Annotated in this window: 23 protein-coding genes; 14 read left to right on the top strand and 9 right to left on the bottom strand. The window is 35.1% G+C overall.

Features of this window, described 5'->3' with window-relative positions; all coding sequences use genetic code 11:
• Positions 1 to 20 precede the first annotated feature (20 nt).
• On the top strand, positions 21 to 1,064 hold the full coding sequence (locus P177_RS17205; protein WP_036156757.1) for an NAD(P)/FAD-dependent oxidoreductase: 1,044 nt from the start codon (positions 21 to 23) through the stop codon (positions 1,062 to 1,064).
• Here P177_RS17205 and P177_RS17200 read toward each other — a convergent pair.
• The gene (locus P177_RS17200; protein WP_036156755.1) at positions 1,061 to 1,456 is read right to left on the bottom strand and encodes a DUF983 domain-containing protein; all 396 of its coding nucleotides are present in this window, start codon (positions 1,454 to 1,456) and stop codon (positions 1,061 to 1,063) included. The genes P177_RS17205 and P177_RS17200 overlap by 4 nt on opposite strands.
• Positions 1,457 to 1,592: 136 nt before the next feature.
• On the opposite strand from P177_RS17200, the gene P177_RS17195 reads away from it, so the two are divergent.
• The 8 genes from P177_RS17195 (at position 1,593) to P177_RS17160 (ending at position 12,762) form a co-directional block, all read left to right on the top strand.
• The gene (locus P177_RS17195) at positions 1,593 to 3,503 is read left to right on the top strand and encodes an ABC-F family ATP-binding cassette domain-containing protein (RefSeq protein WP_036156753.1); all 1,911 of its coding nucleotides are present in this window, start codon (positions 1,593 to 1,595) and stop codon (positions 3,501 to 3,503) included.
• Positions 3,504 to 3,664: 161 nt separating this feature from the next.
• Positions 3,665 to 4,540 carry a leucine-rich repeat domain-containing protein gene (locus tag P177_RS17190; protein WP_036156750.1) on the top strand — a complete coding sequence of 292 codons (876 nt, stop codon included), beginning with the start codon at positions 3,665 to 3,667 and terminating at the stop codon, positions 4,538 to 4,540.
• Positions 4,541 to 4,752: 212 nt separating this feature from the next.
• Positions 4,753 to 5,637, top strand: coding sequence for a leucine-rich repeat domain-containing protein (locus P177_RS17185; protein WP_036156748.1), 885 nt, complete (start codon positions 4,753 to 4,755; stop codon positions 5,635 to 5,637).
• Positions 5,638 to 6,067: 430 nt separating this feature from the next.
• Positions 6,068 to 7,198, top strand: a complete 1,131-nt coding sequence (locus P177_RS17180) for an efflux RND transporter periplasmic adaptor subunit (protein ID WP_036156746.1) — start codon at positions 6,068 to 6,070, stop codon at positions 7,196 to 7,198.
• On the top strand, positions 7,198 to 10,485 hold the full coding sequence (locus P177_RS17175; protein ID WP_036156744.1) for an efflux RND transporter permease subunit: 3,288 nt from the start codon (positions 7,198 to 7,200) through the stop codon (positions 10,483 to 10,485). Before P177_RS17180 ends, P177_RS17175 begins: the two co-directional genes overlap by 1 nt.
• A complete protein-coding gene (locus tag P177_RS17170) occupies positions 10,485 to 11,849 on the top strand; it encodes a TolC family protein (RefSeq protein ID WP_036156742.1) in 1,365 nt (454 codons plus the stop codon). Before P177_RS17175 ends, P177_RS17170 begins: the two co-directional genes overlap by 1 nt.
• A gap of 52 nt (positions 11,850 to 11,901) precedes the next feature.
• The gene (locus P177_RS17165; RefSeq protein ID WP_036156739.1) at positions 11,902 to 12,570 is read left to right on the top strand and encodes a hypothetical protein; all 669 of its coding nucleotides are present in this window, start codon (positions 11,902 to 11,904) and stop codon (positions 12,568 to 12,570) included.
• 9 nt (positions 12,571 to 12,579) lie between these two features.
• Complete coding sequence (locus P177_RS17160) at positions 12,580 to 12,762, top strand: CPXCG motif-containing cysteine-rich protein (RefSeq protein ID WP_036156737.1); 183 nt, start codon at positions 12,580 to 12,582, stop codon at positions 12,760 to 12,762.
• Here P177_RS17160 and P177_RS17155 read toward each other — a convergent pair whose 3' ends face one another.
• Complete coding sequence (locus P177_RS17155) at positions 12,763 to 13,443, bottom strand: head GIN domain-containing protein (RefSeq protein ID WP_036156735.1); 681 nt, start codon at positions 13,441 to 13,443, stop codon at positions 12,763 to 12,765.
• Between the two features lie 289 nt (positions 13,444 to 13,732).
• On the opposite strand from P177_RS17155, the gene P177_RS17150 reads away from it, so the two are divergent.
• The 4 genes from P177_RS17150 to P177_RS17135 all read left to right on the top strand — a co-directional run bounded on the left by P177_RS17150 (position 13,733) and on the right by P177_RS17135 (position 18,594).
• Positions 13,733 to 16,048: a glycoside hydrolase family 113 gene (locus P177_RS17150; RefSeq protein WP_036156733.1), complete on the top strand. Its 2,316-nt coding sequence runs from the start codon at positions 13,733 to 13,735 to the stop codon at positions 16,046 to 16,048.
• A 249-nt stretch (positions 16,049 to 16,297) separates the two neighbouring features.
• Positions 16,298 to 16,681, top strand: a complete 384-nt coding sequence (locus tag P177_RS17145) for a hypothetical protein (protein ID WP_157486606.1) — start codon at positions 16,298 to 16,300, stop codon at positions 16,679 to 16,681.
• A gap of 120 nt (positions 16,682 to 16,801) precedes the next feature.
• Complete coding sequence (locus P177_RS19545; protein WP_051941903.1) at positions 16,802 to 17,836, top strand: sensor histidine kinase; 1,035 nt, start codon at positions 16,802 to 16,804, stop codon at positions 17,834 to 17,836.
• Positions 17,833 to 18,594: a LytR/AlgR family response regulator transcription factor gene (locus tag P177_RS17135; RefSeq protein ID WP_036156729.1), complete on the top strand. Its 762-nt coding sequence runs from the start codon at positions 17,833 to 17,835 to the stop codon at positions 18,592 to 18,594. Before P177_RS19545 ends, P177_RS17135 begins: the two co-directional genes overlap by 4 nt.
• 11 nt (positions 18,595 to 18,605) lie before the next feature.
• On the opposite strand, the gene P177_RS17130 is transcribed toward P177_RS17135, so the two are convergent.
• The 3 genes from P177_RS17130 to P177_RS17120 all read right to left on the bottom strand — a co-directional run bounded on the left by P177_RS17130 (position 18,606) and on the right by P177_RS17120 (position 21,382).
• The gene (locus P177_RS17130; RefSeq protein ID WP_036156727.1) at positions 18,606 to 19,124 is read right to left on the bottom strand and encodes a hypothetical protein; all 519 of its coding nucleotides are present in this window, start codon (positions 19,122 to 19,124) and stop codon (positions 18,606 to 18,608) included.
• A 4-nt stretch (positions 19,125 to 19,128) separates the two neighbouring features.
• Complete coding sequence (locus tag P177_RS17125) at positions 19,129 to 19,629, bottom strand: hypothetical protein (protein ID WP_036156725.1); 501 nt, start codon at positions 19,627 to 19,629, stop codon at positions 19,129 to 19,131.
• Positions 19,630 to 20,143: 514 nt separating this feature from the next.
• Positions 20,144 to 21,382, bottom strand: a complete 1,239-nt coding sequence (locus tag P177_RS17120) for a DUF2130 domain-containing protein (RefSeq protein ID WP_036156723.1) — start codon at positions 21,380 to 21,382, stop codon at positions 20,144 to 20,146.
• A gap of 175 nt (positions 21,383 to 21,557) precedes the next feature.
• Here P177_RS17120 and P177_RS20500 point away from each other — a divergent pair, with 175 nt between their 5' ends.
• Complete coding sequence (locus P177_RS20500) at positions 21,558 to 21,692, top strand: hypothetical protein (RefSeq protein WP_262493322.1); 135 nt, start codon at positions 21,558 to 21,560, stop codon at positions 21,690 to 21,692.
• A 15-nt stretch (positions 21,693 to 21,707) separates the two neighbouring features.
• Here P177_RS20500 and P177_RS17115 read toward each other — a convergent pair whose 3' ends face one another.
• The 4 genes from P177_RS17115 to P177_RS17095 all read right to left on the bottom strand — a co-directional run bounded on the left by P177_RS17115 (position 21,708) and on the right by P177_RS17095 (position 26,631).
• Positions 21,708 to 22,244 carry a DinB family protein gene (locus tag P177_RS17115; protein WP_036156720.1) on the bottom strand — a complete coding sequence of 179 codons (537 nt, stop codon included), beginning with the start codon at positions 22,242 to 22,244 and terminating at the stop codon, positions 21,708 to 21,710.
• Positions 22,245 to 22,273: 29 nt separating this feature from the next.
• Positions 22,274 to 22,777 (bottom strand): hypothetical protein, encoded by a 504-nt coding sequence (locus P177_RS17110; protein WP_036156718.1) that lies wholly within the window; start codon positions 22,775 to 22,777, stop codon positions 22,274 to 22,276.
• 142 nt (positions 22,778 to 22,919) lie between these two features.
• Positions 22,920 to 24,137 (bottom strand): alginate lyase family protein, encoded by a 1,218-nt coding sequence (locus tag P177_RS17105; RefSeq protein ID WP_051941902.1) that lies wholly within the window; start codon positions 24,135 to 24,137, stop codon positions 22,920 to 22,922.
• Between the two features lie 748 nt (positions 24,138 to 24,885).
• Positions 24,886 to 26,631 carry a DUF6119 family protein gene (locus P177_RS17095; protein WP_036156715.1) on the bottom strand — a complete coding sequence of 582 codons (1,746 nt, stop codon included), beginning with the start codon at positions 26,629 to 26,631 and terminating at the stop codon, positions 24,886 to 24,888.
• Positions 26,632 to 26,643 lie beyond the last annotated feature (12 nt).

Genomic DNA, 26,643 nt, shown 5'->3' with positions numbered 1-26,643 from the left:
ATTGTCATTACATTTGCTCCATGGTAGACTTTATAGTGGTAGGGTTAGGATTGGCAGGTACCGCATTTTGCGAAACCTTGCGTAAAAACAGTAAGACTTTTATTGTTTTTAATGATCGATCGCAAACATCGTCACGCGTTGCGGGTGGTTTGTACAATCCTGTTATCTTAAAACGATTTACACTTTCATGGAGGGCAGACGAGCAGTTACCTGTAGCTACTAAGTTTTATACCGAATTAGAGCAATTTTTAAAGGTTAAGTTTGATGAAAAGCTAGATGTTTTACGAAAATTTGCCTCAATAGAAGAACAGAATCTGTGGTTTGAAGCAGCCGATAAAAAGAAGTTAAAACCATACCTAGATACCAAGCTGGTGGATAATGAAAATGCCGGACTAAAAATTCCTTTTCAATTTGGGAGAGTATTAGAAACTGGTAAGTTAGACACTAAAATTCTTTTTGATAGTTATGAGAATTGGTTGAGAAAAGAAAATAAAATAGATACGGATACATTTAATTATGATCAGCTTCAATTTGAACAAGGTTTTGTAAACTATAAGGGAATCAAAGCGAAGCATATTGTTTTTACAGAGGGTTACGGAATGATGAAGAATCCGTATTTCAACTACCTGCCTATGCAAGGTTCAAAAGGGGAGTATTTAGTTATACGGGTAAAAGGCTTAAGTGAATCCAACATTATAAAATCTTCTGTATTTTTAATACCACTTGGCAATGATTTGTATAAAGTTGGTGCAACATACCATAGAAGTGACAAAGACAATATAACTACAGAAGAAGCTAAGAATGAGCTTGTTTCTAAATTGGATACTCTATTGAGTTGCTCGTATGAAATAGTTGATCACGTGGCAGGTATGCGGCCTACGGTCAAAGACAGAAGACCTTTGGTGGGTAAGCACCCAAAGTTTAATAACTTATGGTTATTGAATGGTTTTGGGTCACATGGTATAACCATTGCACCATGGGCGGCAGAATCATTGTATGATAACATTGAATCTAAAGTTCCTCTATTGGAAGAAATGGATATAGCTCGTTTTAATCAGAATTAAGAATTCTTGAAGTTTGATTTCGCGCTAGCGTCATATTTCACGAACATATTGATCCATATATTACGAGATAGCCTCATAATTACAGGCATGAATATAACAAGAGTTGCAATAATAGCGATAAACGCCTCTACAAGACTGGCGTCAAGAAAAAGATTTGCGATTACAAACGCGGCAACGGCGAAGGCAATACCTACTCCGTAACTCACATACATTGCACCGTAGAAGAAAGATGGCTCTATTTTGTATTTAAGATCACAATGGCTACATCTTTCATGCATTTTAAAGATTTTGCCCATATGGTATGGGTTTTTATCCAAATACATGCTTTCTTCATGACATCTAGGGCAACTTCCTGTTAAAATACTGTAGAGTTTGTTTCCTTTTTTTAACATTTGCAAAACTTTACACTAAGGTACGATTTTATGATATTTTATATATTAAATATCTGCTGTAAGAAAGATAATTTAGCTTAATAATAATCGGTATTTATTGTATCGGGTTTTAAGTAAAAAAGAAGAATTAGAATTTATGTTAAACGTTCACAACCTATCGGTCTCTTTTGGAGGAGAATATCTATTTGAAGAAATATCATTTCGTTTAAATGGAGGGAACAGAGTAGGACTAGTAGGTAAAAACGGAGCGGGAAAATCTACCTTGTTAAAACTGTTGAATAAGGATATGCCTTTAGATACCGGAGTTATAGCGGTAGAAAAAGATATTAAAATTGGTTTTCTTCGTCAAGATATAGATTTCGTAGAAGGGCGATCAGTTTTAGAAGAGGCTTATCAAGCTTTTGAGGAGATTAAGGCTTTAGAGCTTAAACTTGATGAAATCAATCATCAGTTGGCAGAACGAACGGATTATGAATCAGATTCGTACAGTCAGCTTATCGTAGACTTAAGTGATATTACCCAACACTATGAAATTTTAGGTGGATATAACTATCAAGGTGAAACAGAAAAAATACTGCAAGGTTTAGGTTTTAGAAGAGAGGACTTTGATAAAAAAACAGAAACCTTCTCAGGTGGGTGGCGAATGCGCATAGAACTTGCGAAATTATTATTGCAAACAAATGACGTATTGCTATTAGATGAGCCAACCAACCACTTGGACATTGAATCTATCATTTGGTTCGAGCAGTTTTTAAACAATTATACCGGTGGGGTTGTCATCGTATCTCACGATAAAATGTTTTTAGACAATGTTACCAATAGAACCATTGAAATTTCTTTGGGGCGTATTTATGATTATAACAAACCATACACGGAGTATCTGGTGCTTAGAAATGAAATAAAACAGCAGCAGGTAAACGCCCAAAAGAACCAAGAAAAAGAAATTCAACAAGCAGAACGCTTAATAGAGAAGTTTAGGGCGAAGTCTACAAAAGCATCAATGGCGCAGTCGTTGATCAAGAAATTAGATAAAATTGAGCGCATTGAGGTAGATGAAGATGACAATAGTGTTATGAGCCTTCGTTTTCCTATTTCGGTTACACCGGGTAAGGTCGTAGTAGAAATTGAGGAACTTTCAAAAGCATATGGGGATAATTTAGTGTTAAACGACATTAACCTGCTTATTGAGAGAGATAGCAAAACTGCCTTTGTTGGTCAAAACGGACAAGGTAAATCTACTTTGGCAAAGATTATTGTAGGCGATCTTAAGCATGAAGGTCATCTTAAGCTAGGGCATAATGTTCAAATAGGTTATTTTGCTCAAAATCAAGCGGAGTATTTAGATGGTAATAAAACCATTTTAGATACTATGATAGATGCAGCAAATGAAAAGAACAGGAGTAAGGTTAGAGATATTCTAGGTTCTTTCTTATTTAGGGGAGATGAAGTGGATAAGTACGTAAAAGTACTTTCTGGTGGCGAACGTAATCGTTTGGCATTGGCGAAAATGCTGTTGCAGCCCTTTAATGTTTTGGTAATGGATGAGCCTACTAACCACTTGGATATTAAATCTAAAAACGTATTAAAGCAAGCGTGTTTAAATTTTGAAGGTACCTTAATATTGGTTTCACATGATAGAGACTTTTTGCAAGGGCTTACGAACAAGGTCTATGAATTTAAAGATCAAAAAATCAGGGAGTATTTAGGTGATGTTGATTACTATTTAGAACAACGAAAAGTAGAGGATTTTAGGGCTATCGAAAAAAAGCAGGCAACGGTTGTAGCAAAGGAAAAGCCTAAGTCATCTAACTCTTTTCAAGATCAGAAAAAATTAAAAAGTTTAAAAAATCAGTTAAGCTCAGTTGAAAGTAAAATTAGTTCTCTAGAAAAAGAAATTAAAGAAATAGATCATAACTTATCGGTTGACTATGATGCTACCATAGCAAAACCAAATTTCTTTGATGGTTACCAGGCAAAAAAGAAGAAATTAGAGACGTTAATGCAGAACTGGGAAATTCTTACAATTGATATAGACAAGTTAGAGTAGTCCAATAACGGCAGACATACAATTTTGATGGTTTCACAACATATTCAGCTACTTTCACAACAAACAGGGGTCAGTCAACGATAAAATTTCAGTTTTCAACGTTATTAGTTCAAATTTGTAAGAGAATTCCTAGTGAATTCAAATTACCAAACCACCATCAAATGAAAAAATTATATTTTTTAAGTTTTAGCTTAATATTTCTGTCAACAGTTTGTCTAGCAGAAGTATCTGACAAGGAAAAAAATGCTTTAATTGACTTATACGAAACCTCTAACGGTAATCACTGGGTAAAGAAATGGGATTTAAAAACTCCGGTTTCCCAATGGCATGGCGTTACTGTTGAAAATGATAAGGTGGTAGAAATTAATTTGTTCCACAATAATTTAATGGGGTCAATTTCTACACAAATTGGGAATTTGGAGAACCTAAAGGTGTTGAATCTTGCATTTAATTCACTAACAGGGGCATTACCTAAAGAGATAGCTAACCTTTCTAATTTGAAAGTCTTAAAGTTAGAAATGAATAGGTTAAATGGTGAGTTGCCAGAAGGAATAGGTAGTTTAATTGAATTAGAAGAGCTTTCTGCTTTCAATAATTTTTTCACCGGTGAAATTCCTGCAACGGTAGGTAACCTAACCGGGCTAAAAGTTTTAAACCTTTCAAGTAATGAATTTCATGGAGACATACCTAGCTCATTAGGTGCGTTATCTCAATTAGAAACTTTAGGTCTTTTTGAAAATAGATTAGAAGGAGCTATACCAAGAGATATGGGGAAGTTAAGTAAGTTGAAAGAGTTAGTATTGGCAAACAACAGGCTTATAGGAGATATTCCTAATGAGTTTGCAGATTTGGCAAGTTTAGAAGTATTTCAAATTCAGAATAACAACTTCAGTTCTTTTAAGGCTTTAGAATTTTTAGAGACTAAAGAATATTTAGTTTTTGATTATGACAAAGAAGATAAAAAGCTAGAGTTTAAAGATATCAACTTCAGTAGAACCAGAATGGCAGATACGAAGTTTGAAGATATAGAAGAGTAAGAGTAGTTTACACTTTTAGTTAGTTTGGTGAAAAAAAGAGATGTTGAACAGCATCTCTTTTTTGTTTTAAGTGTATTAATGTCAATGGTGTATCATAAATGTATTTTTTGCACGTTATAATAAAAGTACTTTTTACACTAGAACTGTTTAATAGCAGTATTATCTGATAAAAGGTATGAGTAAATTTCCCCTAATAATTTAATTTTTTCAGTATGAAAAATGTTATAAACTGTGCCTGCTTAGTCTTTGTTCTGTTCTTTAGTTGTATGGTAAATGCTCAAATATCTTCAAGCGAAAAACAGTATTTGTTAGATTTCAATAAAAGTACCAATGGTGAGCAATGGCAAAATAAGTGGGATTTAAAAGCAGACCCATCATCTTGGTATGGTGTAGAGGTCAATGATGGTCATGTAACCGCTTTAAAACTTTACCGTAATAATCTTACGGGATCAATACCGGAAGGAATCTCAAAACTCTCATATTTAAAAACTTTGAATCTTGCTTTCAACGTATTGGAAGGTAAGTTGCCTGAGGATATATTTCAGTTAGAAAAGCTTACTGATATGCGTTTAGAGATGAATAAATTGACTGGGGATTTACCTAAAGATTATTCGAAAATGACACAATTAAAAGAGCTGTCTATTTTTAATAACCTATTACAAGGAACAATTCCTGACGGAATAGGAGAGATGACAAGTTTAAAATCATTAAACCTTTCAAGTAATTATTTAGAAGGAAGTCTACCTAAGTCCCTTGAAAAATTAGATAAGTTAGAAAGACTTGAGCTTTTTGGTAATAAATTAGCAGGTGCTATAGAAGTTGATCTTGGTCGTTTGGTAAACTTAAAAGAATTGATTCTTTCATATAATCAGTTCGAAGGCGACTTGCCTAGTGGTATGGCAACCTTGAGTAATCTTGAGTTTGTGCAATTACAGGGTAATGACTTTAGGTCATTAAACTCATTATTGAGAATGCAGAGTTCTAAGTTGGCGGTTTTTGATAGTGATGATGAATTTTTGAATTTGAAGTTTGGCACAACAGAAGCTAGTAGAACACGTATAGTTGATACTAAATATGAAGATGTAAAACGAAATTAAAGGAAGAAAAATATATGTAAAAAGGGATGCGAAAGCATCCCTTTTTTTGTTTGTAAATGACTAATACTATACTGTTTTTTATGATTACTTTAACCATTAAGGCATTGAATGCCAGAAGTGTTTTTTTGTAGTTTCGCCGATGATTAAATGATATCCAAAAGTTTCCCGTTAAAATCTAATTAAATTACAGGCTTTATTTTAACAATATTTTGATTGTTCTAATAGATAGTAAATGAATTTTAGCCGTTAGCAATAGATAATATTTTGAAGATAAAACCCTTAATAATAGTAGTGAATTAAGCTGAAATAGTATCAAAGTCGTTTCACTAGTGAATTTGGTCGTTTCATTTAATTTGCATAATCCTAGCGGGATATAAAAAAGTACTTTTGATCCTGTGTTTTTTGAAATACGCTTATAAATTATAATAAAATGCGAAAAATTATTTTTACCGTTTTAGGTATTTTGCTAATTGTAGTATCCTTTTTTTTAGCGGGGTATATAATTGATAGTAAGAAAACTTTTAAACCGAAGTCTGAAAAAGTAGTGAAAACGGTTTTTACAGAGGTTGTAAAGAATGGTACGGTACCTATTGTTGTATCTGCAAATGGTAATTTAACTGCTAAACAACGTGTAGAATTATATGCTGAAGTTCAGGGTGTATTCAAAAAAGGAAGTAAGTTGTTTAAAGAAGGTCAGGCTTTTCGTCAAGGAGAGACTATTATAAATATAGATGCAAACGAGTATGCTGCAAGCGTACAATCTGCAAAAAGTGATCTCTTCAACCAGCTAACGGCAGTAATGCCGGATTTACGATTAGACTACCCGGATATCTATTCAAAGTGGCAAGAGTATCTTTCCAATTTCGATATGGCTAAAAGCACGCCCGCACTTCCAGAGATGGCAACAGAGAAAGAAAAGTTTTTCATATCTGGTAGAGGTATTTTAACCGGCTATTACAATGTTAAAAATTTAGAGCAACGATTATCCAAGTATCGTATTTCTGCGCCATTCTCTGGTGTTCTTACCGAAACTTTGGTTACGGAAGGTACGCTGGTCAGGTCAGGTCAGAAGTTAGGTGAATTCATTAATACAGAAGTATATGAGCTAGAAGTAGCGATTAGTAAACGATATACGGATTTGTTGAAAGTTGGGGAATCGGTAGAGCTTACAAATCTAGATGATAACAGTACATATAAAGGTAAGGTTACAAGAATCAATGGCAGTATTGATCAATTAACACAAACCGTAAACGCTTATATTGAGGTTGATGATAAGAACCTAAGAGAAGGTATGTATTTAGAGGCAGATTTAGATGCCAAAAAAGAGGAGAATGCTATTGAGGTAGATAGAGGTTTATTGTTAGAAGGCAATAAGATATTTGTAGTAAGAGACTCAGTTCTTGATATGATAGATGTAGAACCGGTTTATTTCTCAGATAAGCGCGTGGTACTTAAAAATGTACCTGATGGTGTAACTATAGTATCAAAACCTGTAAGTGGTGGCTTTACTGGGATGGCAGTTAAAATTTACTCTGAACAACCAGAAAATACAGAAGAATAATGCGTAAACTGATAGAATATTTTATTCGGTATCATGTTGCCGTTAATGTTGTGGTTATCTCTTTTGCCTTGTTCGGTATTGTTGGTGCAAAGGCATTAAAATCATCTTATTTTCCGTTGACGGATTCTAAGAATATTGCAATCACTATTACCTATCCAGGTGCATCGCCACAAGAGGTAGAAGAAGGTATCGTTCTTAAAATTGAAGATAATTTAAAAGGACTTGAAGGTGTAGATCGTGTAACGTCTACTTCTAGGGAGAACAGTGGTACAATTAACGTAGAAATTGAAAAGGGTGAGAACATTGATTTCATGCTTTTAGAGGTCAAGAATGCGGTAGATAGGGTGCCAACTTTCCCAACGGGAATGGAGCCATTGATTGTATCTATTCTAGAAACGGTACGCCAAACTATATCGTTTGCCATTAGTGGAGAAGATATTCCGCTTGCAACATTAAAAAGTGTTGGTAGAGAGATAGAAAATGATCTTAGGGCAATGGAAGGTATCTCACAAATTGAGATTTCCGGATTCCCAGATGAGGAAATTGAAATCGCAGTAAACGAGAATGATTTACTGGCGTATGGATTGTCGTTTACTGAAGTAGCAAGCGCTGTTGGTAATGCCAATATTCTTGTAACCGGTGGTAATATTAAAACAGATGCGGAGGAGTATTTAATACGTGCAAATAACCGTTCGTACTATGGTAGTGAACTAAGTAATTTGGTTGTACGTGCAGATCAGTCTGGTAATGTAATACGTTTAAAAGACGTGGCTATTGTAAGGGATCGATTTTCAGAAACACCAAATGCCACTTATTTTAATGGAAATTTATCGGTAAGCACAACTATTACAAGTACCAATAATGAAGACCTAATTTTAGCTGCGGATCAAGTTAATGAATATGTTACTGAATTTAATGAGAAGTACAACAACATTAAGTTAGATGTTGTTTCTGACCAATCTATCACACTAAACCAAAGAACGCAGTTATTGACAGAAAATGCCATAATGGGTATGGTGTTAGTATTAATATTTCTATCTCTTTTCCTGAATACAAGATTAGCTTTTTGGGTTGCCTTTGGTTTACCGGTTGCGTTTTTAGGAATGTTCGTTTTTGCAGGTTTCTTTGATGTAACTATAAACGTATTGTCCTTATTCGGTATGATTATCGTTATTGGTATTTTGGTAGATGATGGTATTGTAATTGCCGAAAATATCTATCAGCATTACGAAAAAGGAAAATCTCCAGTTCAAGCAGCTGTAGATGGTACAATGGAGGTATTGCCTCCAATTATTTCAGCGATTATCACCACAATATTGGCCTTCTCTATTTTCTTGTTCTTAGATAGTAGAATTGGTGAGTTCTTTGGTGAGGTTTCTGTTATTGTTATTCTAACATTGGTAGTTTCATTAGTAGAGGCTTTAGTAATCTTACCTGCTCACTTGGCACATTCCAAAGCATTACAACCAATAGATACCAAACCTAAATCTGGTTTTGCAAATGCTTTTGCCAAACTAAGGGTTATCAATGAATTTGGAGATAGTTTAATGGTTTGGATGCGTGATAATCTATATACGCCTGTTTTACGGTTTTCAATGAACCATAAAATATTTATGTTCGCTGTATTTGCATCAGCCTTTATTTTGACCTTAGGTTCTGTAGGTGGTGGAATCATTAGAACGGCATTCTTTCCAAGGATTGCCAGTGACCGTGTAGGTATTGAATTAGAGATGCCAAATGGTACTAATGAAAAAATAACAGATTCCATTATCTCTTTAATTGAGGAGAAAGCCATTATTGTCAATCAAGAATTGACCGATAAATACATGCCTGGCTCAGATAAAATGGTCTTTGAAAACCTTATTAGAAGATTGGGTCCCGGTTCATCTTCGGCAGTATTGACAATTAATTTATTGCCCGGTGAAGAAAGGCCAAATGAGATTTCTGCAGATATGGTTACCCGTAGGTTAGAAGAACTTGTGGGTCCGGTAGTGGGTGTAGAAAGTCTTATTTATGGTTCTGGTGGTAATTTTGGTGGGTCACCCGTTTCAGTATCCCTATTGGGTAATAATATAGAGCAGCTGAAAGCAGCAAAGGCTGAGTTGAAAGGTATTTTGACAAAGAACCCAAGATTAAAAGATATTTCAGATAATGATCCGGCGGGTATTAAGGAGATAAGATTGACCTTAAAGGAAAATGCCTATTTGTTAGGTATGGATCTACAGGCATTAATGACTCAGGTTCGTGCAGGTTTCTTTGGGGTACAGGCACAACGTTTTCAAAGGTCTCAAGATGAAATCAGAGTGTGGGTTCGTTATGATAGAGATGAGCGTTCTTCTATTTCTAATTTAGATGATATGCGAATCGTTACTCCGTCAGGTGAGCGTGTTCCATTAAGTGAAATAGCGGATTATACCATTGTTCGTGGAGATGTTGCTATCAATCGTTTGGAAGGAAGAAGAGAAATTCAGGTATCTGCAGATATGAAAGATGTCAAGGATAGTCCTACGGAGATCATGACCGAAATTCAGAATGTGCATATGCCAGAGATACAATCCAAATATCCAACGGTAAGTGCATCATATGAAGGTCAGAATAGAGAGCTAGAAAAATTAACGGGTTCTTTAAAGTTGGTCGGTTTCACAGTTATATTATTAATTTATATAACCATTGCATTTACATTTAGAAGTTTCAGTCAGCCATTAATGTTATTGTTATTAGTGCCATTTAGTTTTACGGCAGTTGCATGGGGGCACTGGGTTCATGATTTTCCAATAAATGTACTTTCTATTCTAGGAATTATAGCATTAATAGGTATTATGGTGAATGATGGACTGGTGCTTATAGGTAAGTTCAATTCTAATTTACGTGAAGGAATGTCTTTTGATAATGCCATTTTTGAAGCAGGTAAATCTAGATTTAGAGCAATTTTCTTAACGTCCATAACCACTATTGCCGGTTTGGCTCCATTAATGTTAGAGACAAGTAGACAGGCGCAGTTCTTAAAACCAATGGCCATTTCAATTGCCTACGGTATCGGTATTGCCACCGTACTAACCTTATTGATGTTGCCATTGTTCTTATCGTTCAGTAACAACTTAAAAGCGCAGAATTTATCTTTTGCCTCGGGTCATAAGATTACTAAAGAAGAGGTGGAAAGAGCAATTAAGGAAAGAAAAGAAGCTGCCCATTTAGAAGGTCATTCACATGAAGCCATTGAAGGTAGCGAACATCAAGAGCAAATTGAAGGTGGTTCACAACCATATAAGAATATAGATAAGTTATAATGAGTAAAGTAAGATTCATCACATTATTAGTATTTTTTCCAATTTGTGGAATTTTTGCACAAGAAAAGACACTTTCAAAGGAAGAAGCTGTTGTAAAGGCTTTAGAGAACAATTTCGGAATTGAGATAGCTAAAGGTCAAGTCGAGATTGCTGAAAATAACGCGAGTATCTTAAACTCTGGGTATTTACCTACTTTGACAGGTACTGCCGCTGCTACATATAATAATAACAATACTACGACTGAATTTCCAGGGCAGTTTAATGATGATGGTACCGAAAGAGATGATATTTCTATTGATGGCGCAGAGAGTCAGCGTTATAGTTCTGCATTGAACCTTAACTATACTTTATTTGATGGCCTGGGTAGATTTTACAATTATAAAAGACTAAAAGAGCAGTATCAATTAAGTACATTACAGGCTCGGGAGACTATAGAAAATACCATGATACAGATGTTCACGGTATATTTTGAAATTGCTCGTTTAACCGAGAATAAAAATGTACAAAAACAAGCCTTGGAGATTTCAAGGGATAGGATAACCAGGTCAGAATATTCTTTTGAGTATGGTCAAAATACAAAATTAGATATATTGAACGCTCAGGTAGATATGACAAATGATAGTATTAATCTATTAAATACAGAGCAGCAATTGGCAAATGCAAAGCGCGATTTAAATGTAGTATTGAATCAAGATTTAGCTGCCCAATATCAGGTAGATACCACTATTGTTTTTATACCTAAGTTTCAGATAGTGGAGTTTATGGATAAGGCTATAACCAATAACGTAGCAGTGTTACAGACCGAAACCAATTTGAATATCAACGCATATGATATCAAGGTAAATAAATCTGGCTATTTACCAACAATTGGTCTTACCGGTTCTTATGGGTGGAACAGAAACCAAAATGCGCCATCGGCTTTCTTAACAGGTGCTGTGTTTCCGGGTACGAATTCTAATGTAAGTAACTATTCGCTGGGAGCAAGCCTTACATGGAATCTCTTTGATGGTGGTAGCACTACGGTAAGTGTTAAGAATGCCAAGATTACATACGCTAATCAAGAATTACTACGTAAGCAGGTAGAATTAGAGGTGAGCAGAGATATGCAGAATGCAATGGCATTGTATGAGAATCTTTTAAAAATATATCAGATTCAAGAGCAGAATGTATTTACCAACCAAAATAATTTCGAGCGTTCTAAAGAGCAATTTCAATTGGGTAGTATTACATCGATAGAATTTAGACAGGCGCAAATCAATTTGTTGAATGCGCAGACTAATAAGAACTTGGCAAAGTACGATGCAAAGTTGGCAGAGCTTCAATTATTGCAGCTTACAGGTCAGTTATTGAATATAGAATTATAAAAGGCTTAGGGACTTTAACCTCGATTGTCGAGTAAATTAATTAGGGAATAACATGTATAGCGATAGAACAAATAGCGAGCTTATAGAGATTCTGGATCAACATTCATTACTCACCTTTGAAGCGCAGTTAAGTTTGCGAGACGAGCTTGAAAAACGAGCTGTTGTGGTAGACTTAAGTGGTTTAGAAACAACTATTGCCAACAAACTAGCTCAAATCAACAATCTTGAGTATTTAAAGGATTTCGGATTCCAAGCGAATAAATCTGTAGAAGGATTGGTGGTTACTAGAACAAATAAGGCATTGTTAACGGATGTACTTGCCGTAATCGTTGGTCTATTGGTGTTCTTATTAGGTATTTATGGCTGCATTAATTTGGTATATACTTTTATAAATGGAGATGAATTAGATGTTTTTACCTTGGCTTATAAATTTGCCATGGCAGGTCTTATTTTTATAGGAATAAGCTTTTTTAGCGGGCTACAACGGTTGTTTGATTTTTATGGATTTGAATTAAGTAAGTACAATGGATCGGTATCATTGAAAAAACGTTTTGATGTAAAGTTAGAAGAGATCAAGGTAAATCCTTCTGACATTCATTTAGATACTGATGAAGGTGTGCTTTCGTTAAAATTGGGTCATGATACTATTTTTACCTCTAATGGCGGTAATTTAATACAGTCATTAACTTTAAAAGAACTTGCCAAAGAATTAAAAGCATAAACTACTGCTATGTTCGAGCATTATTTTCAATGTCCGTATTGTTGGGAAGAGGTGTCAATGCTTCTTGATCCATCTATTTCACAACAAACATATGTAGAAGATTGCGAGGTATGTTGTAATCCTATAGAGGTTACACCGCAGTTTCAAGATAATGAACTTATAGGCTTTGATGTTCAGAGTATAGAACAGTAATTATTCTAGTATTGCAATTTTACCACCAAAGGTATCATCTTTATCTACAGACTTAGGTTTGCCGTAAACAGTAATAGCACCACCGGCTTTTACTTTTGCAATGACAGATTCGCTAGCGTAAACTTCGGCACTGCCTCCAGATAATACGATTACGGTGCTATTTTTTGTCTTTAAACCTTTATTTAAAAGTTTGCCACCGGTATTGATCATTACTTCTTGGTTGCTACTAGTGCCAGAAAGTTTTATTTCGCTACCGCTTGTACTTTTTGCCGATACATTGTTATAGGCAATATTTAGGGTAATGGTACTGGCATCTTGCGCCTCTATGGCTAAATCGGTTCCTATAACCAATCCGGTAGAAATAATTCTAGAGTTTTTATTCGCATCAATAACCGAAAGTGCCTCGGTATAGAAAAGTTTAATATTTAAAATGGAGTTCAGCACAGATTCCCCTGAACACATTTTTAATCGTAATCGCCCGTCATTTTCGGTAATACTTAAATCTTTCTTGTGCTCTGCCGCAATTTCAATCTTATTCTCTTCTCCTTTTACGAGCGTAACACTGATTCTATCATAAACTCGTAGTTCTGTGTATTCTTCTAAAGAAATAGTTGCAACGCCCTGACCCAAAGTGGTCAAGGTATAAAGGCAAATACAAATAAAAAGTAGAATTGATCTCATGTAGCGTTACTATTTAATAGTACAAAGTTAAGGTACAAAAGGGTTTGTATCACAAAAGGGCAGAAGTGGATTTTACTTGTGATATTTTATTCGATTTTTAAACTAAATCTAGATAACAAATTTAAAGGAGTGTTTTTGAAAGAAGCGTAGCGTTTTTTAAAAATGTATCAAGAAGAGGTTTGGTACACGCTATTACACAAACCCTTTTTAAAAGTTAAATAACGTATGAAACAGATGTAGGTTTTACAGTTTTGCTATCTTAAACAATAGTTTTCCCATTGTTGTATTTATGAAGAAGAAATATTTCTTAGTAGCTTTATTTGTTGTCGTTGGTATTGTTGGTTTTGCCGGTGTAGAATACTTTCCGGTAGCTGAAAATAATGCCATTTCTACTACTTTAGATTCAGTTGTTACGCGTAGGGATCTGCGTAGAAGTTTTTTTGATAAAAGAGAGATTTTAGTGGTCTATGGAGCAAAGGATGAGGCATTGCAAGAGCAGTATAAGAATATACTTCATGAGCTGTCTTTGTTAGATGTTACTAGGTCTAGACGCAGTGCTAAAGTAAAGTACATAAGTGCAGAAGAGGTAACTGAAGAATCACTGAACAATAGTATCGTGTTTTTAGTAGGTGCTGTTGAAGAAAATTCGTTGATAAAAAAGTACATGAGCGATACGCCTTTTCAAGTATTGGACTCAGAAATTAAAATAGGTGAAAGACAAGTTCCTAATAATAATTCAATATTGGGAGTTTGTTTTTATCCAAGTCCCACGGACCCAAAAATTCCTTTCAGCTTTTTGACTGGTACAGACGCCCAAGAAGTTTTTATGGTATTTGCTGAAAAAGTAGCTGAACGAGGTTTGTCTTTCTACCGTCAGAATTTGGAGTATGAGGTATATGAAAATAATGAGCGCTTGGTCATGGGCGATTTCAATGCAGATTGGGGAATAGAGGGGTCAACATTTTTTAATTTCGCCACAGGTACCAGGGTTTTATTAGACACCGACGATTTTAAATTTATTGACCACCAAAAAGCTATTAAGGCAGATGATGTGGCTCAGTGGGAAGCTAATGTAACAGCAACTAAAGCAAAAGTCGTCAATTTTGTAAAGGGAAAAAATACACCTAAAATCACTTATAACTTCTATACCTGTACAGAAGAAAAAGGTTTAATGACGGGTAACACCGATCACTCTACTTTTGATACGATTACAAATTCCGTACATACCATAGTCAATAAGATATACACAAATAATAATATAGGTAGAGACAATGCCCTACTGCTGCACCACTTAATTGGAGAGAGTGCAAAGGACATTATTACTTATGGGCTCCCTATTTATTTTACTGATACTTGGCAAATGCGGGGTTACAAGTATTGGGCTGCACGCTTGGTAGAATCTGAGAATACATTTACCATATCAGAACTACTTGATAATTCTTTTATGGACATGGAATCTTCACTTATTAGAGATTGCATGGCAGGTGCTTTTACAGATTTTTTAATAAAAACCTGGGGTAAAGACACCTACCTAAAGCGATACAAAAATCTTTCACTTTCTGAACGTGAAGAAAAATCTTTAGAAACAAAGTGGCAACATTACCTAAGGGAGTTGCCAAAAGCACACCCTAAGAAAAAAACGGAAAAGAAAAAATTACCTTACTTAAAAGGCTTCAATTTTGCACATGAAGGGTATAGCATTTATAATGGCTACGGCTCACAAAAGGCAACGGAATCTTTATTGAAGCAAAAGAACATGGGTAGTAATGCCATGGCAATTGTGCCGTATACAGGTATTAACGATATAAATACACCTACACCTCTACATTTTAGTGATAATGCCGGTAGTGAAAATGATGATGCCGTTGTGCATGCTGTTTCTATGGCAAGGGATATGGGCATGTATACGTTATTGAAACCTCAGATTTATGTGGGTGGTAGCTGGCCAGGCGGAATAGATATGCCTACAGACGCCCAATGGGACAAATTTCATGATTACTATTATCGGTGGATTCGCCACTACGCCTTCTTGGCGGAAATTCATGAAATGGACGCACTGTGTATTGGCGTAGAGTTTACCAAAGCAACATTATCCCAACCAGATGCTTGGCGTGAAATGATAAAGAAAACGAGGGCATTATATTCAGGACAACTGACCTATGCCGCCAATTGGGGAGCTGAATTTGAGCAAATAGAATTTTGGGACGATTTAGATTTTATTGGTTTAAACTCTTATTATCCTTTGAGTAAAAAGGACAATCCTACCGATGAGGAATTGCGACTTCAGTTTGATACGGTAAAGACGAAAATCAAAAAGGTATATGATCAATTTAAAAAGCCTATCGTTTTTACTGAAATTGGATTTAGAAGTGTAGATACCCCATGGAAGAACCCGCATGCAGAGGCAGACGATACCATTAATGAAGAAGCGCAAAGTAGATCTTACGAGGTTATCTTTGAAGGCATAAAAGATGAGCCATGGTGCCAAGGTATACTTTGGTGGAAATTCCCTAGCTACATCGAATACCGTGGTGAGCATAACAATGCCTTTACGCCCAATAATAAATTGGCAGAAGAAACTGTGCGAGATTGGTTTACTAAATAGTAATCTCTAGCGTTAAAGATGTTTATATAATTAGTGTGTATGTACCTGATTAGCTGAAATTAGCATCCTGCTCATTCCTATTTTTTTTCGTTTTTCAATACATTTTTATTTTATGGGAAAACTTCATTATGCGCTATGGTTGTTTTATGTGGCAATATAGACGGTTGGGTTACTAATCTCAACTGCGAGCTATATTCCGCAATATCTTTGGGGTATAGAAACAATTCTAAAAACTTAAAAACATACATAATGAAAAACATTAAAATTTTATCTGCAGTGGTCGTCGTGGCCTTCACCTTTATGTCATTTAAAGGAATTCTAAAACATAAAGAAACCGAGAAGGCGGAAATCGCTGCCATTTTCGATGATTGTGTTATCGATTTAGAAGCGCAGTTAGAAGCATCTTTAGAGATGGATAAATTGAATGCTAACGATATTCAAGTATTGGAAATTAACGAAGAAATAGATTTAGGCTTTGATGCATTTGAATATTTGCCTTTAGATTTTGATGCCTATGCAGGTACAGATTTAACAGGAGAGGATTTTGAAATATTTGACAACGAAGAAGTAGTGGATTTAGGTTTTGATGCTGAGGCATATTTGCCAACAGATTTCAATGCTTATGCACTTTAAAAAGTTAGTGTAGTTTAAATGAAGTTGGTCTTTGCTTAAGGTGAAGACCAACTTTTTGTGCACTACGGTTACAAACGTTTATTAGGTATATTTGAGCTATACCATTAGAAAAGAAGTTACATGGCATTAACAAAAGTAAAACAGGGAGAAGTAGTTAAAACGGCCCTGTTATTAGGTATTCTGGTTTCGCTTCCTAAAACCATCTATTTATATAATGGTATTATGGAGGGGAATTTAGATTTCTCTATGTCTTGGGTAACAGATTTTTTATACCGTTACCTATTTTTTTATTGCTTTTCTTGGTTGGTCATTCAACTGAATGCCAATATTGATTATGACAGTTTTAAATGGTCTCCCATTCTAAAATGGATCGTCATATTGGTCATTAATGTAGTGTTGCTTTTTGCGGTCATAAAAGTGATAAAGGCATTTTATCCATTCATAAATGGTAGAGAATTAAAACCAAATGAAGAGGGCTGGATCAACTTTACATTTATTAATCTGTCCATTGTTTTATTTTTTATCGCTCGCTTGTTACGTGTAAGTACAGATAAGCAGGAAAGTAGAATAGAGAACGAGCAATTAAAACAGCAGAATTTAGAGAATGAATTGGCAGCCTTAAAAAACCAGATCGACCCTCACTTTTTATTCAATTCTTTGAACTCGCTGTCGTCTTTGATTAGAGATAATGAAAATGCTACCAAATTTGTAAACAAGCTGTCTTACATGTATCGCTATATATTACAGAGTAGCGAAACTAATTTGGTGCCTGCAAAAGAAGAACTCAAATTTTTAGATTGCTATACCTTTTTAATGAAAACCAGGTATAGAGACCGTATTGAGATAGACGTAAATATCGATGAAGAATTTATGGACATGAAAATTCCGCCATTGGCATTACAGTCATTGGTAGAAAACTCAGTTAAGCATAACGAAATATCATCGACAAACCCATTAACGGTAAAAGTATATTCTAACGGAGAATCTTTAGTGGTAGAAAACCCTATTCGTAGCCGAAGTACTTTGGTAGAAGGTATGGGTACCGGACTCTATAATCTTAAAAAGCGGTATTCCCTTTTATTGAAAAAAGAAGTGTTGGTCAGTACCGATAACGATATCTTTAAAGTAGAACTGCCTTTAAAGCAACCTGAATGAAAGTAATATTAGTAGAAGACGAGCTTGCCGCTAGCGATAACCTAGCATATCTATTGACGAAAATCAATCCGGATATAGAGGTTATTGAGATTTTAGATACCGTAAAGGCAACTGTTGCTTATTTCTTAAAACCGCATGAAGGTGTTTTGGTATTTATGGATATTCATTTGGCAGATGGTATCTCGTTCGAAGTTTTCGATCAAGTAGAAATCAATATTCCCATCATATTCACTACGGCTTATGATCAATATGCATTAAAGGCGTTTAAGGTAAATAGCATTGATTATTTATTAAAGCCTATAGACCAAGAAGAACTGTCAGACGCATTAGATAGATTCCAATCTCAAAATCATAATAAGGGGATCGATGAAAATCAAATGCAAAGCTTAATGCACTTAATACAGCATAAATCGGTCAATTTTAAACAGACGTTCTTAGTAGGTTTGGGAGATCAGTTAATACCTGTGAAAACTGCAGATATTGCCTATTTCTTTATAGATACAGGTCTTGTAAAAGCCGTAACGGTACAAGAACGTTCTTATGTAATAGATGATAAATTAGAAGATATAGAAGAAGCTTTGGATCCAGAAGTATTCTATAGGGCCAATAGACAGTTTATATTACGTAGACAAGCCATAACCGCCATTAAATTCCATTTTAACAGTAAGCTATTGGTAGATGTTCATCCCGTTTGTCATGAACCTATAGTAGTGAGCAAGGCAAAAGCATCGGAATTTAAGAATTGGGTAGGAAAATAACTTTTAGTATATTAGGGTATAGTGCTAATTTCATAAAATTTCCAATCGCCATCGGTTGTTTTTTCAAATGAAAACATATGTTGCCCACCTTCAAAAAATGCAGTAGGTAGGGTAGTGGTAACCAGTATATGGGTGTATATTATTCCGTTTGATTCTTCACTAGAAATAACTGTTTCATTTTCCTGAAGGATGTTTATAAATTTAGGATTGAATAGAATGTCATAATCATTGGCTATAAAACTATCTATGGGAATATAGATGAGGTCATCATAAATTTTATCGTACCAAAGCGAATCATTTTCTCGTAAGAAGTTCATTTGTTGCGCTTCGGATGGCGTATTCTCCAAACAATCATAACAACGAATAGTCTCCCCAGATATATTCTTAAAAGCTTCTTTATCCTCAGCTGCTAAATTAGATAAAAAGGATGTCCACATAACCGTTACATCATCACCTGATGCATTCTTTTCTTGTTGGCATGATACGGAAGTGATAGTGAGTAGTAAAAAAAGTGATAGACTTATTTTCATAGTATTATTCTGAAGAATCTTCAATTGGCTTTTTACCGTTCTGTTTTGGAATAATTTCTACTGTAAGTTGATTGTTTTCAATAGAAATGACTTTAAATTTTAGTTTCTCAAACTTTTCAGGTGATCCCCAGCTGGCATATTCATCAGGGTCAAGTATCTTAAACTCTTTTAACCATTCATGACCAGAATATAAACTTGCTATTCTTGAGTTTTCATCAAATTCCCAAGTACCTTTTTCTGTAAATGTAGTAAAGCATGCTAGAGGACCAGTACTTTCATGTTCACTCTCATTAAATGCGAGGAGAGAAATTTTAGATCCAAATTTTACATTTTCATGGGCTACATCTTCACAAGATTTATATACTACAATATGGTTAGAAGGTCTTATTTTCTTTTCCAGCACCCAACATCCATATAAATCAAATTCAGAAATTGATGATTCTTGGGCATTGCTGCTTATCAATGAAAGGATAAAAATTATACTAAGAAATATAGATTTCTTCATACTTATTCATGCATCAAAAATTACACCACAAAATGATATGTTGTTTGGGTACCTAAAATGTATTTATTTTATTTTTTCATCAAAATACGTAACAATTCGAGTGAAAATGCTACATATAGGTGTAAATAACCATCAATTTGGTCCAAAAGTGCCAAAACACCTTAAAACATAAACAATGAAATTCTTAAAATATTTTATACTTACGGTCGGCATTTTAGGCTTGGTAGCAACCCTATTAAATGTGTTTTATTTTAAAGATACATCAAGTAGTAATTTCGGGAGTTTTATTAGCTGCATATATCTAATTTTCATCTCTTTTAGATTTGAGAAAATGATCACTTGGCTAAATTCCAAACTAAATAAAGCTTAGCGCCCAACGCTAAACGCAATGCGTGGCACGCTTAGCGCATAATTTATTAAGGGCTTTGTGCATAGCGCAAAGTGAAATTCATTATTTTACCAACAACCAACAACCAACAACCAACAACCAACAACCAACAACCAGCAACTAAAACTAATCGTCTATCTCCGCATCCGGTAAATCAAGAATGGTCGATGTAGATAATGAATTACCCGCAATCCCTTTAATAGAACCAAAGAGCACGTTTATATTTTCTTGAACACCCCAAATTTGCTTTTCTCGCACGGCAAAATTCTTATAGGCCGCTTTCTTTTCGTAGTTCAATTGTTTGATCATAGAATCGTAGTTTTCTATAATTCTATTAATGTTCTGCACAAACTCGTTACTGGTCAAGTAAGAATACAGCAGCTCCATCTTATCACCTTTGTTCTCATCAGAAGATTTTATGGATTGTGTTTTTAACAGCAATTCTCGCAATACGAGCGAAACACTTTTTACTTCGTTGAATCCGCAGATCCAAACACCGTTTTTCTCACCAAAACGGTCCATGTCTGGCGGAAAGGTTTCTGTAACAATTACCGCAATATCTGCCTTACAATTGATCTGATCTTGCTTTAACTTATTGATCCAATCGTTGCTGAAATTTTTGGTACGCTTGCTTTCATAAACAATAGAACCACAGGTCTGTTGCAGCGAGTTGATGACGGTCTGTATACAATCTGCACCACGAATACCTTTACCAACCTCGTCTATATTATCAAAAGGGTAGGTGCTGCGCAATAATTCTTCTAATGCCAGTTCTTGTATTTCGCCTTGCATTTGCATAGAACCTTGCTCTGCCTTGCGCTTCATTTCATCAATAAGCTTCTTTTGGTCGTCTAGCTGTTTCTGGTATTCTTTCTCTTTCAAAGCCATTGCCTCGCGCTCTTTTGCCTTTGCCTTTTCTTCAATGACCGATTGTTTCTCCAACAATTCTTTCTGAACGTTCATCTTAAGCTCTTCGGCTTTTTCCTTTAATTCGTTCTCACGTTTTAAAAGATCGATCTCTTGTGCACGTAGCGCTCTGTTCTCCTCTTTCTTTTTCTCGTTCTCTTGTTGCAGGGCTTTTAACTTTTGCTCAAAAGACTCATTGGTCTGTAGCTGTATTTTTTCAGATTCTTTAGCAAGGCGTTGTGCCAGCTTCTCTTTAAAAAGCTCGTTTTCCTTCTCTTTCTTTTTTTCGAATTCTTCTACTTCAATTTCAAGCTTTCTACGTTCTTTATTGAATTTTTCTGCCTGCTCGGCTACTTTACGTTCATATTCAGCCTTAAAATGAGCCTGCATTTTGCCGGAAAGCGCCTCTTCAACATCAAACTCATGCCCACAATTGGGACATTTAATTTTATCTACCATTTTCTAAAAACCATTTTCAACTATAAAAATACAGAACCCATACCAAGCCTACAACGTTTGGCGGCACTCAAATGAAATGAAAATTTATTTGTTGCGTAGTATTTTGATTTCCTGACAATTGTCATAGAACATCTTGCAGCTACATTCTATTTTTGTGTTAATAAAATTACCGACTATGACCTCATTACATCTACCCTTGGTAAACTGGAGCAACGGCGTTATTATGATTGCTGTATTTGCAGCCGTGTGTTTAACCCTTGTTGGCATTGTACTAATGCTAATGAACGGCGATAAGAAAAAAGAAGAATAACTTTCTCTTACACTGCTATTGATATAATACGTACCGTGGCGGCGTAAGTCCGTTTAGGCGCATGTAAACCAACATTTGCCCTCTGTGGTGCGTAATATGGTCTGCCAGCAGCATATAAATTTGTCGTTTAGAGCGTGTAAGTCCAAAATAATCCAACTCGGTATCTAACTGTTCAGGAGACACATCTTGTAAAAGCGCAATGGCTTCGGTAAATGTTTGGTCTATACGGGCCATCATTTCAGCCTTTGTTTTGTTGGCAGGTTTAAAAACGGTGTCCGTTTGGTATACGCGTGCTTCTCGGTCGCCAATGAGTGACTGGCTGTGCCAATCTAGCGCAAAACCAATATGCATTAAATTTTCGGCAAAGGTCAAGGACTCCTCTGTTGCTTTGTACCCATACTTCTCTTCGGGCATCATATCGGCTACCAGTAACAAGTACTTACGTGAGTTCTCTAATCGCTCTATGGCGTCTTCAATGAATTTGTCTTGTTGGGCGAAAAGACAAGTTGTTGTAAATAAGAGGAAGGTGATAAGTGTGATTGTTGTTTTCATGATGATTGATGATGAGGTGAACAACTAATTTACTTCATTTGGGACAATGCACAGCCATTTTCACGTTCTTCTTGAGTTAATGTCCAAATATTGATGACTTTTTCAGTTAAGTTATTTTCATTATTTGGGGCTACCAGTTCCACTTCTGCAATACTTTCTGTAGCAATGGTATACGTGTCATGCTCCAATAAATAACCGTTTACATATACAGGGTTATTTTCATCCAAATCCAGAAAGTTGTTCAGCTCAGCTTGTGTTTTAGAGGCTATTTCCTTTTTAAGTTTAGCAAACAGAATACCGTTTGCTGTAAGATTATAAAAATGCGTTTCGCGACTAGGTTTATCTTTTATTACTCCTATTTCTTCAATGTCTTCCTTTGAAGTGATGATATTTTTATTGGCGATGATATGCTCGTTAATCAATAGCATTGGGCAGCTGATTTTTGCTGCCTGTGGGAGTTTGTTGAAACTGTCTTGAGCAGAAGCGCTTAAATAGAATAGGGTAAATACTAAGAAGATATAGTTTCTTTTCATAACGAAATTGGATTGGTATGCTCCACTAATGTATTCTATTTTTCAAATGCTACTACTCATTAAGGTAATTCAATGTATATGCTCTGTAATTTACAATATCTATAAAAAAAGAGGCCGCCTAACTATTTAGAAAGAACAAGATTTACCACCCTTCAGGCAATGGGTCTAATAACTGTACTATGGGCGATGGTAATTGGTCTCCAGGTAACTTATGCAGAATATTGGCAAATTCACGATCCTGAAATCCAAGGGCTGCATTCCAATATAACTCGTTGGCTCTTCCGGTACGCAGTGGTCTAATTTGACTACAAGGCCATTCTTCTTCACCCAGAATAAAAGGTGTAATGTAATCTATGGCAAGTCGTATACTTCTGCCCTCTGTGCTGCGATAGGCAAAAAGGTCAATATCAAGATGGCGACCAAGGCGGGCAACACCTACTAGCGCACGTGCACCGTAAATACTATAGCTTAATGCATTTGTTCGAATAAGTTCTTGTGGTTGGCGGCCATCTATGAAAACCTGTCCAAAAATACGTGCAGGCATGCGTTCAAGAAAAGCACGTGCAATCTCAGGTTTTTCACCATACAGAGAAAAGAGAATAAGATGTTGATTATACCACGCTCCATGGTTGTTCGGCTGCATAGCTTCTTCAATACCTTCCGGACTTTCTACCATCCAGGTAGATAATTCACCAAACCAACTACGCAAGTCGGTTTTGTCTTTATCTGTCCAGCCAGAAAATTCCTCTAGCAGAATAGCGCAATCAACCACCCAATCCATTCGGTTAGATTCTAGAATACCACCACTACTGTTATAGTCATGACCACGGCGTTTTTGACCATAGCGGAAATTAGGGTTCATTCTAGTTTCAGGATTTAAATACCAAGCACGAATTTGCTGCACGGCACGTTCGGCATACTTTTCTTCGCCCGTGAAATACCAAGCAGGAACAAGAGATGTTACCGCCTTGTTCATTGCCTCAAGCCTAGAGACATCAGAGGTGCGGCGATCTGGGTTAGTAACCCCATCACGCCAAATGTAAGGTCCGTCAGGGTTTTCAGCATCTGGCCACCAATATGGGCTATAGCTGAAATAATCATGAGCGTCGCCACTTGGTGGCAAAGCACCTTCTGCTACTACATTTACAATTGGTCGCTTAAGTGCGGCATCTGCTTCTTCAACGATTTTTTTCAAAGCTGCCACCAAATCAGTATTACCCGCTTCAAGCCCTTTTTTAATTCTGGGGAGTTGATCGCCTTGACCCAGTAATAAAGAAGGTGTGGTATTGGTGATAATATTTTGAGGAAAGATTGAAAGGAATGAAAATAGGAAAATGATAGTAATTGCAAACTGTCTCATAATAGTGTAGTGGTAATAGGTTTTTATAGCAATACTTAATATCTGTTGCTTATGAAGTTAAGCATTCATTTCTTCATACTTTCTTTTTTCTTAGATAAGTGCTTACGGCAGAAACAAGTAGTGCAACGACAAGTAATAGCATTCCATAAAAAGTCAAATCACCAGATTTACCCTCGCTTTCTCGTCCATAAATGGCTAAGGCTAGTCCAGTAATAGATAGTATGATTGAGATAATGCTTAGTAGTTTATGTTTTTTCATGAAGTAAATTTCGATAGAAAGATTATAATGAAAATTGTAATCAACAATCTAATTTAGATGTATCATCTTACTTTATGCTTATAGCGTATGATAAAAATGCTATTAATGCACAGAAATAGCTGTTTTCAATAAGATGCTATTGAAAATAGTGATAATTGCTATCATATTGCTGTAAAATGGGGAGAAATTGTTGAATGGGTAAGTTTTGGTGAACAGGTTTTACGGGATAGGTTTGAAATTGATTGGGATGCTTTTAAATAGATTTTATGTAACGATCTTGTATAGGAAAAGTAGGGCAGTTGTAAGCGATACTTTTCGGATTAAGCTAAAGCCGAATTTTTAAATTTTGTTATTTATCTTTTCTTCTTTTAAATATACCAAATTTAAAAATTTGGTGACTTGGCAAATACGCACAGACCTTTCGATTAAGCACTTTTTGCCCTATTTTTTTATACATTGTTAGCTGTAGTTGTTTCCTCAGTGTTTTTATTATGAGAAACAAGCATCATTCTTTATAACCTCAAAAGATAAATCATAATATTCTGTTCTCATTTCTTGGTAACATTGTATTAGAGATAACTTCGCAATGTTAGAGGTATATTTACTTATAGTTTTCTGAAGCGGTTTGTTTTTCAAATGGCTTGTGATGCACATTACATATTTAATGCTATCACTTTCTTTAAAAAGGTTCACAAACTGTCCTTCTGTTAAGTTTCTATTTTTGTCTTTTCCTTTTAAGCCTTTATAGACTGCTTGTAAATATTTATTTTCCTTGTCTTTAAGGTCATTTTTTAGTCGCCTTGCCGAAGATATGATTTGGCTATAAAGTTCTCTCATATCTGTGCTAAAACCATATTTTACGTGACATAAATAAATATTGTTATCCTCGATATACATAACATCTGCTAATTCAATCGATTCTGGACTTATTGTATCTAAGACAAGATAATTTTTCTTGTTATACCTGTCATTATATGTAGATTCATCTTCTCGTTTTCCACTTGCCTTTTTAACCCATTCCTCATCTAGCACCTTATTTCTTAAATCTTGCCCATTTAGAATTTCAGAACATCTGTCGTTCATTTCATTTATGAAAATGTCTCTTAATTTATACCATTTAGAGTCTAAATAAATATAAGTGCCTAAGCCTTTGATGTAAAGTTCTGTGTTTAGATGATATATTAGAGCTGTTTTTAGAATTGGTTTTTTTGTTCCATTTTTATAAGTGTATATGAAAATATTATAAACTCTATAACTGAACGATTCCAAATTGGCATCGAAATTTTCGGCATTCAAGTATACCAAAATCATTTTCAAAATTTCGCTTTTGTCGTTTGTTCTACCAATTTCCTTATATTTTCTTTTGTCTTCTTTTAGCTTAATTACATATTCGTCAGCACAGTAAAAATCCTCGATTTTATTAGGATAGCATACATCAAAATTCGAAATTTTATTATTTATAATATTTGTTCGTTTGTTAAATAACTCATTAATGACAGCTGGTTTTAGTGAGTTAGAAATGGCATCTTTATTCGTGATTTCTTTGTAAGAACTAAAAAAATCATCTGCTTTCTTTTTTTCGATATGTTCTAATATTTCTACTAAAAGACCTAATTCCTGAAAAGAAAGCTTTTTATTTATATTGAAGCCACTTGATATATTTAAAATTATGTTTGGCGACCTATTTGTTAAATACTGACTAAAATAAAGCTCTGCTGTTTCAATTGAAAGTTTAATTTTTAACTCTGTCGGGATTTTACCAAACTTAATATAGTCCATTAAACGATAATTATCTTTAAACTGTTCTGACATTCCAGCACGTAAGCCAGTAACACCTCTAGTTTTGATTGTAATTATTTCATCTTGGACAGGATTCATTATCCGCGAATAAGTGTTTAGTCCATAAGATGTGTCTAAAAATGGTAAGATATATTTATAGAATGCACCTCCGATTATTGCAAAGATTCCAGAAGTTGTATTTACAAGTATTAGGATAGATGGTATTTGATATTCAAGGGATATTCCTTCGGTGTATTCTTTTGGAAAGAACTTAGCCCATTCAGATTCTTTTTCACTTGATTGAATTACAATAAGCTTAGCATCATATTCACTCAACTTAATATCCCGAACAATTGATGGCTTTTTATTTAATAATAAGTGGGCTAAAACTCCATCAATCACAGAGGTGAAGTCATATTCTTGTTCTACTTTATATATAGTTGGATTTTGTTTCAAAAATTAGTCTCT

This window comes from Maribacter forsetii DSM 18668 (genome assembly GCF_000744105.1).
Classification (GTDB): Bacteria; Bacteroidota; Bacteroidia; order Flavobacteriales; family Flavobacteriaceae; genus Maribacter; species Maribacter forsetii.
The sequence above is the reverse complement of the archived record's forward strand: the minus strand, read 5'-3'. Positions and strand labels throughout refer to the sequence as shown.

Excerpts from the sequence above, each read along its gene's own strand:
- P177_RS19545 (WP_051941903.1), top strand. The coding sequence starts at position 16,802 with ATGGCATTAACAAAAGTAAAACAGGGAGAAGTAGTTAAAACGGCCCTG.
- P177_RS17170 (WP_036156742.1), top strand. The coding sequence starts at position 10,485 with ATGAGTAAAGTAAGATTCATCACATTATTAGTATTTTTTCCAATTTGT.
- P177_RS17190 (WP_036156750.1), top strand. The coding sequence starts at position 3,665 with ATGAAAAAATTATATTTTTTAAGTTTTAGCTTAATATTTCTGTCAACA.
- P177_RS17155 (WP_036156735.1), bottom strand. The coding sequence starts at position 13,443 with ATGAGATCAATTCTACTTTTTATTTGTATTTGCCTTTATACCTTGACC.
- P177_RS17135 (WP_036156729.1), top strand. The coding sequence starts at position 17,833 with ATGAAAGTAATATTAGTAGAAGACGAGCTTGCCGCTAGCGATAACCTA.
- P177_RS17195 (WP_036156753.1), top strand. The coding sequence starts at position 1,593 with ATGTTAAACGTTCACAACCTATCGGTCTCTTTTGGAGGAGAATATCTA.
- P177_RS17160 (WP_036156737.1), top strand. The coding sequence starts at position 12,580 with ATGTTCGAGCATTATTTTCAATGTCCGTATTGTTGGGAAGAGGTGTCA.
- P177_RS17130 (WP_036156727.1), bottom strand. The coding sequence starts at position 19,124 with ATGAAAATAAGTCTATCACTTTTTTTACTACTCACTATCACTTCCGTA.
- P177_RS17200 (WP_036156755.1), bottom strand. The coding sequence starts at position 1,456 with ATGTTAAAAAAAGGAAACAAACTCTACAGTATTTTAACAGGAAGTTGC.
- P177_RS17120 (WP_036156723.1), bottom strand. The coding sequence starts at position 21,382 with ATGGTAGATAAAATTAAATGTCCCAATTGTGGGCATGAGTTTGATGTT.
- P177_RS17115 (WP_036156720.1), bottom strand. The coding sequence starts at position 22,244 with ATGAAAACAACAATCACACTTATCACCTTCCTCTTATTTACAACAACT.
- P177_RS17165 (WP_036156739.1), top strand. The coding sequence starts at position 11,902 with ATGTATAGCGATAGAACAAATAGCGAGCTTATAGAGATTCTGGATCAA.
- P177_RS17180 (WP_036156746.1), top strand. The coding sequence starts at position 6,068 with ATGCGAAAAATTATTTTTACCGTTTTAGGTATTTTGCTAATTGTAGTA.
- P177_RS20500 (WP_262493322.1), top strand. The coding sequence starts at position 21,558 with ATGACCTCATTACATCTACCCTTGGTAAACTGGAGCAACGGCGTTATT.
- P177_RS17105 (WP_051941902.1), bottom strand. The coding sequence starts at position 24,137 with ATGAGACAGTTTGCAATTACTATCATTTTCCTATTTTCATTCCTTTCA.
- P177_RS17185 (WP_036156748.1), top strand. The coding sequence starts at position 4,753 with ATGAAAAATGTTATAAACTGTGCCTGCTTAGTCTTTGTTCTGTTCTTT.
- P177_RS17145 (WP_157486606.1), top strand. The coding sequence starts at position 16,298 with ATGAAAAACATTAAAATTTTATCTGCAGTGGTCGTCGTGGCCTTCACC.
- P177_RS17125 (WP_036156725.1), bottom strand. The coding sequence starts at position 19,629 with ATGAAGAAATCTATATTTCTTAGTATAATTTTTATCCTTTCATTGATA.
- P177_RS17150 (WP_036156733.1), top strand. The coding sequence starts at position 13,733 with ATGAAGAAGAAATATTTCTTAGTAGCTTTATTTGTTGTCGTTGGTATT.
- P177_RS17110 (WP_036156718.1), bottom strand. The coding sequence starts at position 22,777 with ATGAAAAGAAACTATATCTTCTTAGTATTTACCCTATTCTATTTAAGC.
- P177_RS17175 (WP_036156744.1), top strand. The coding sequence starts at position 7,198 with ATGCGTAAACTGATAGAATATTTTATTCGGTATCATGTTGCCGTTAAT.
- P177_RS17205 (WP_036156757.1), top strand. The coding sequence starts at position 21 with ATGGTAGACTTTATAGTGGTAGGGTTAGGATTGGCAGGTACCGCATTT.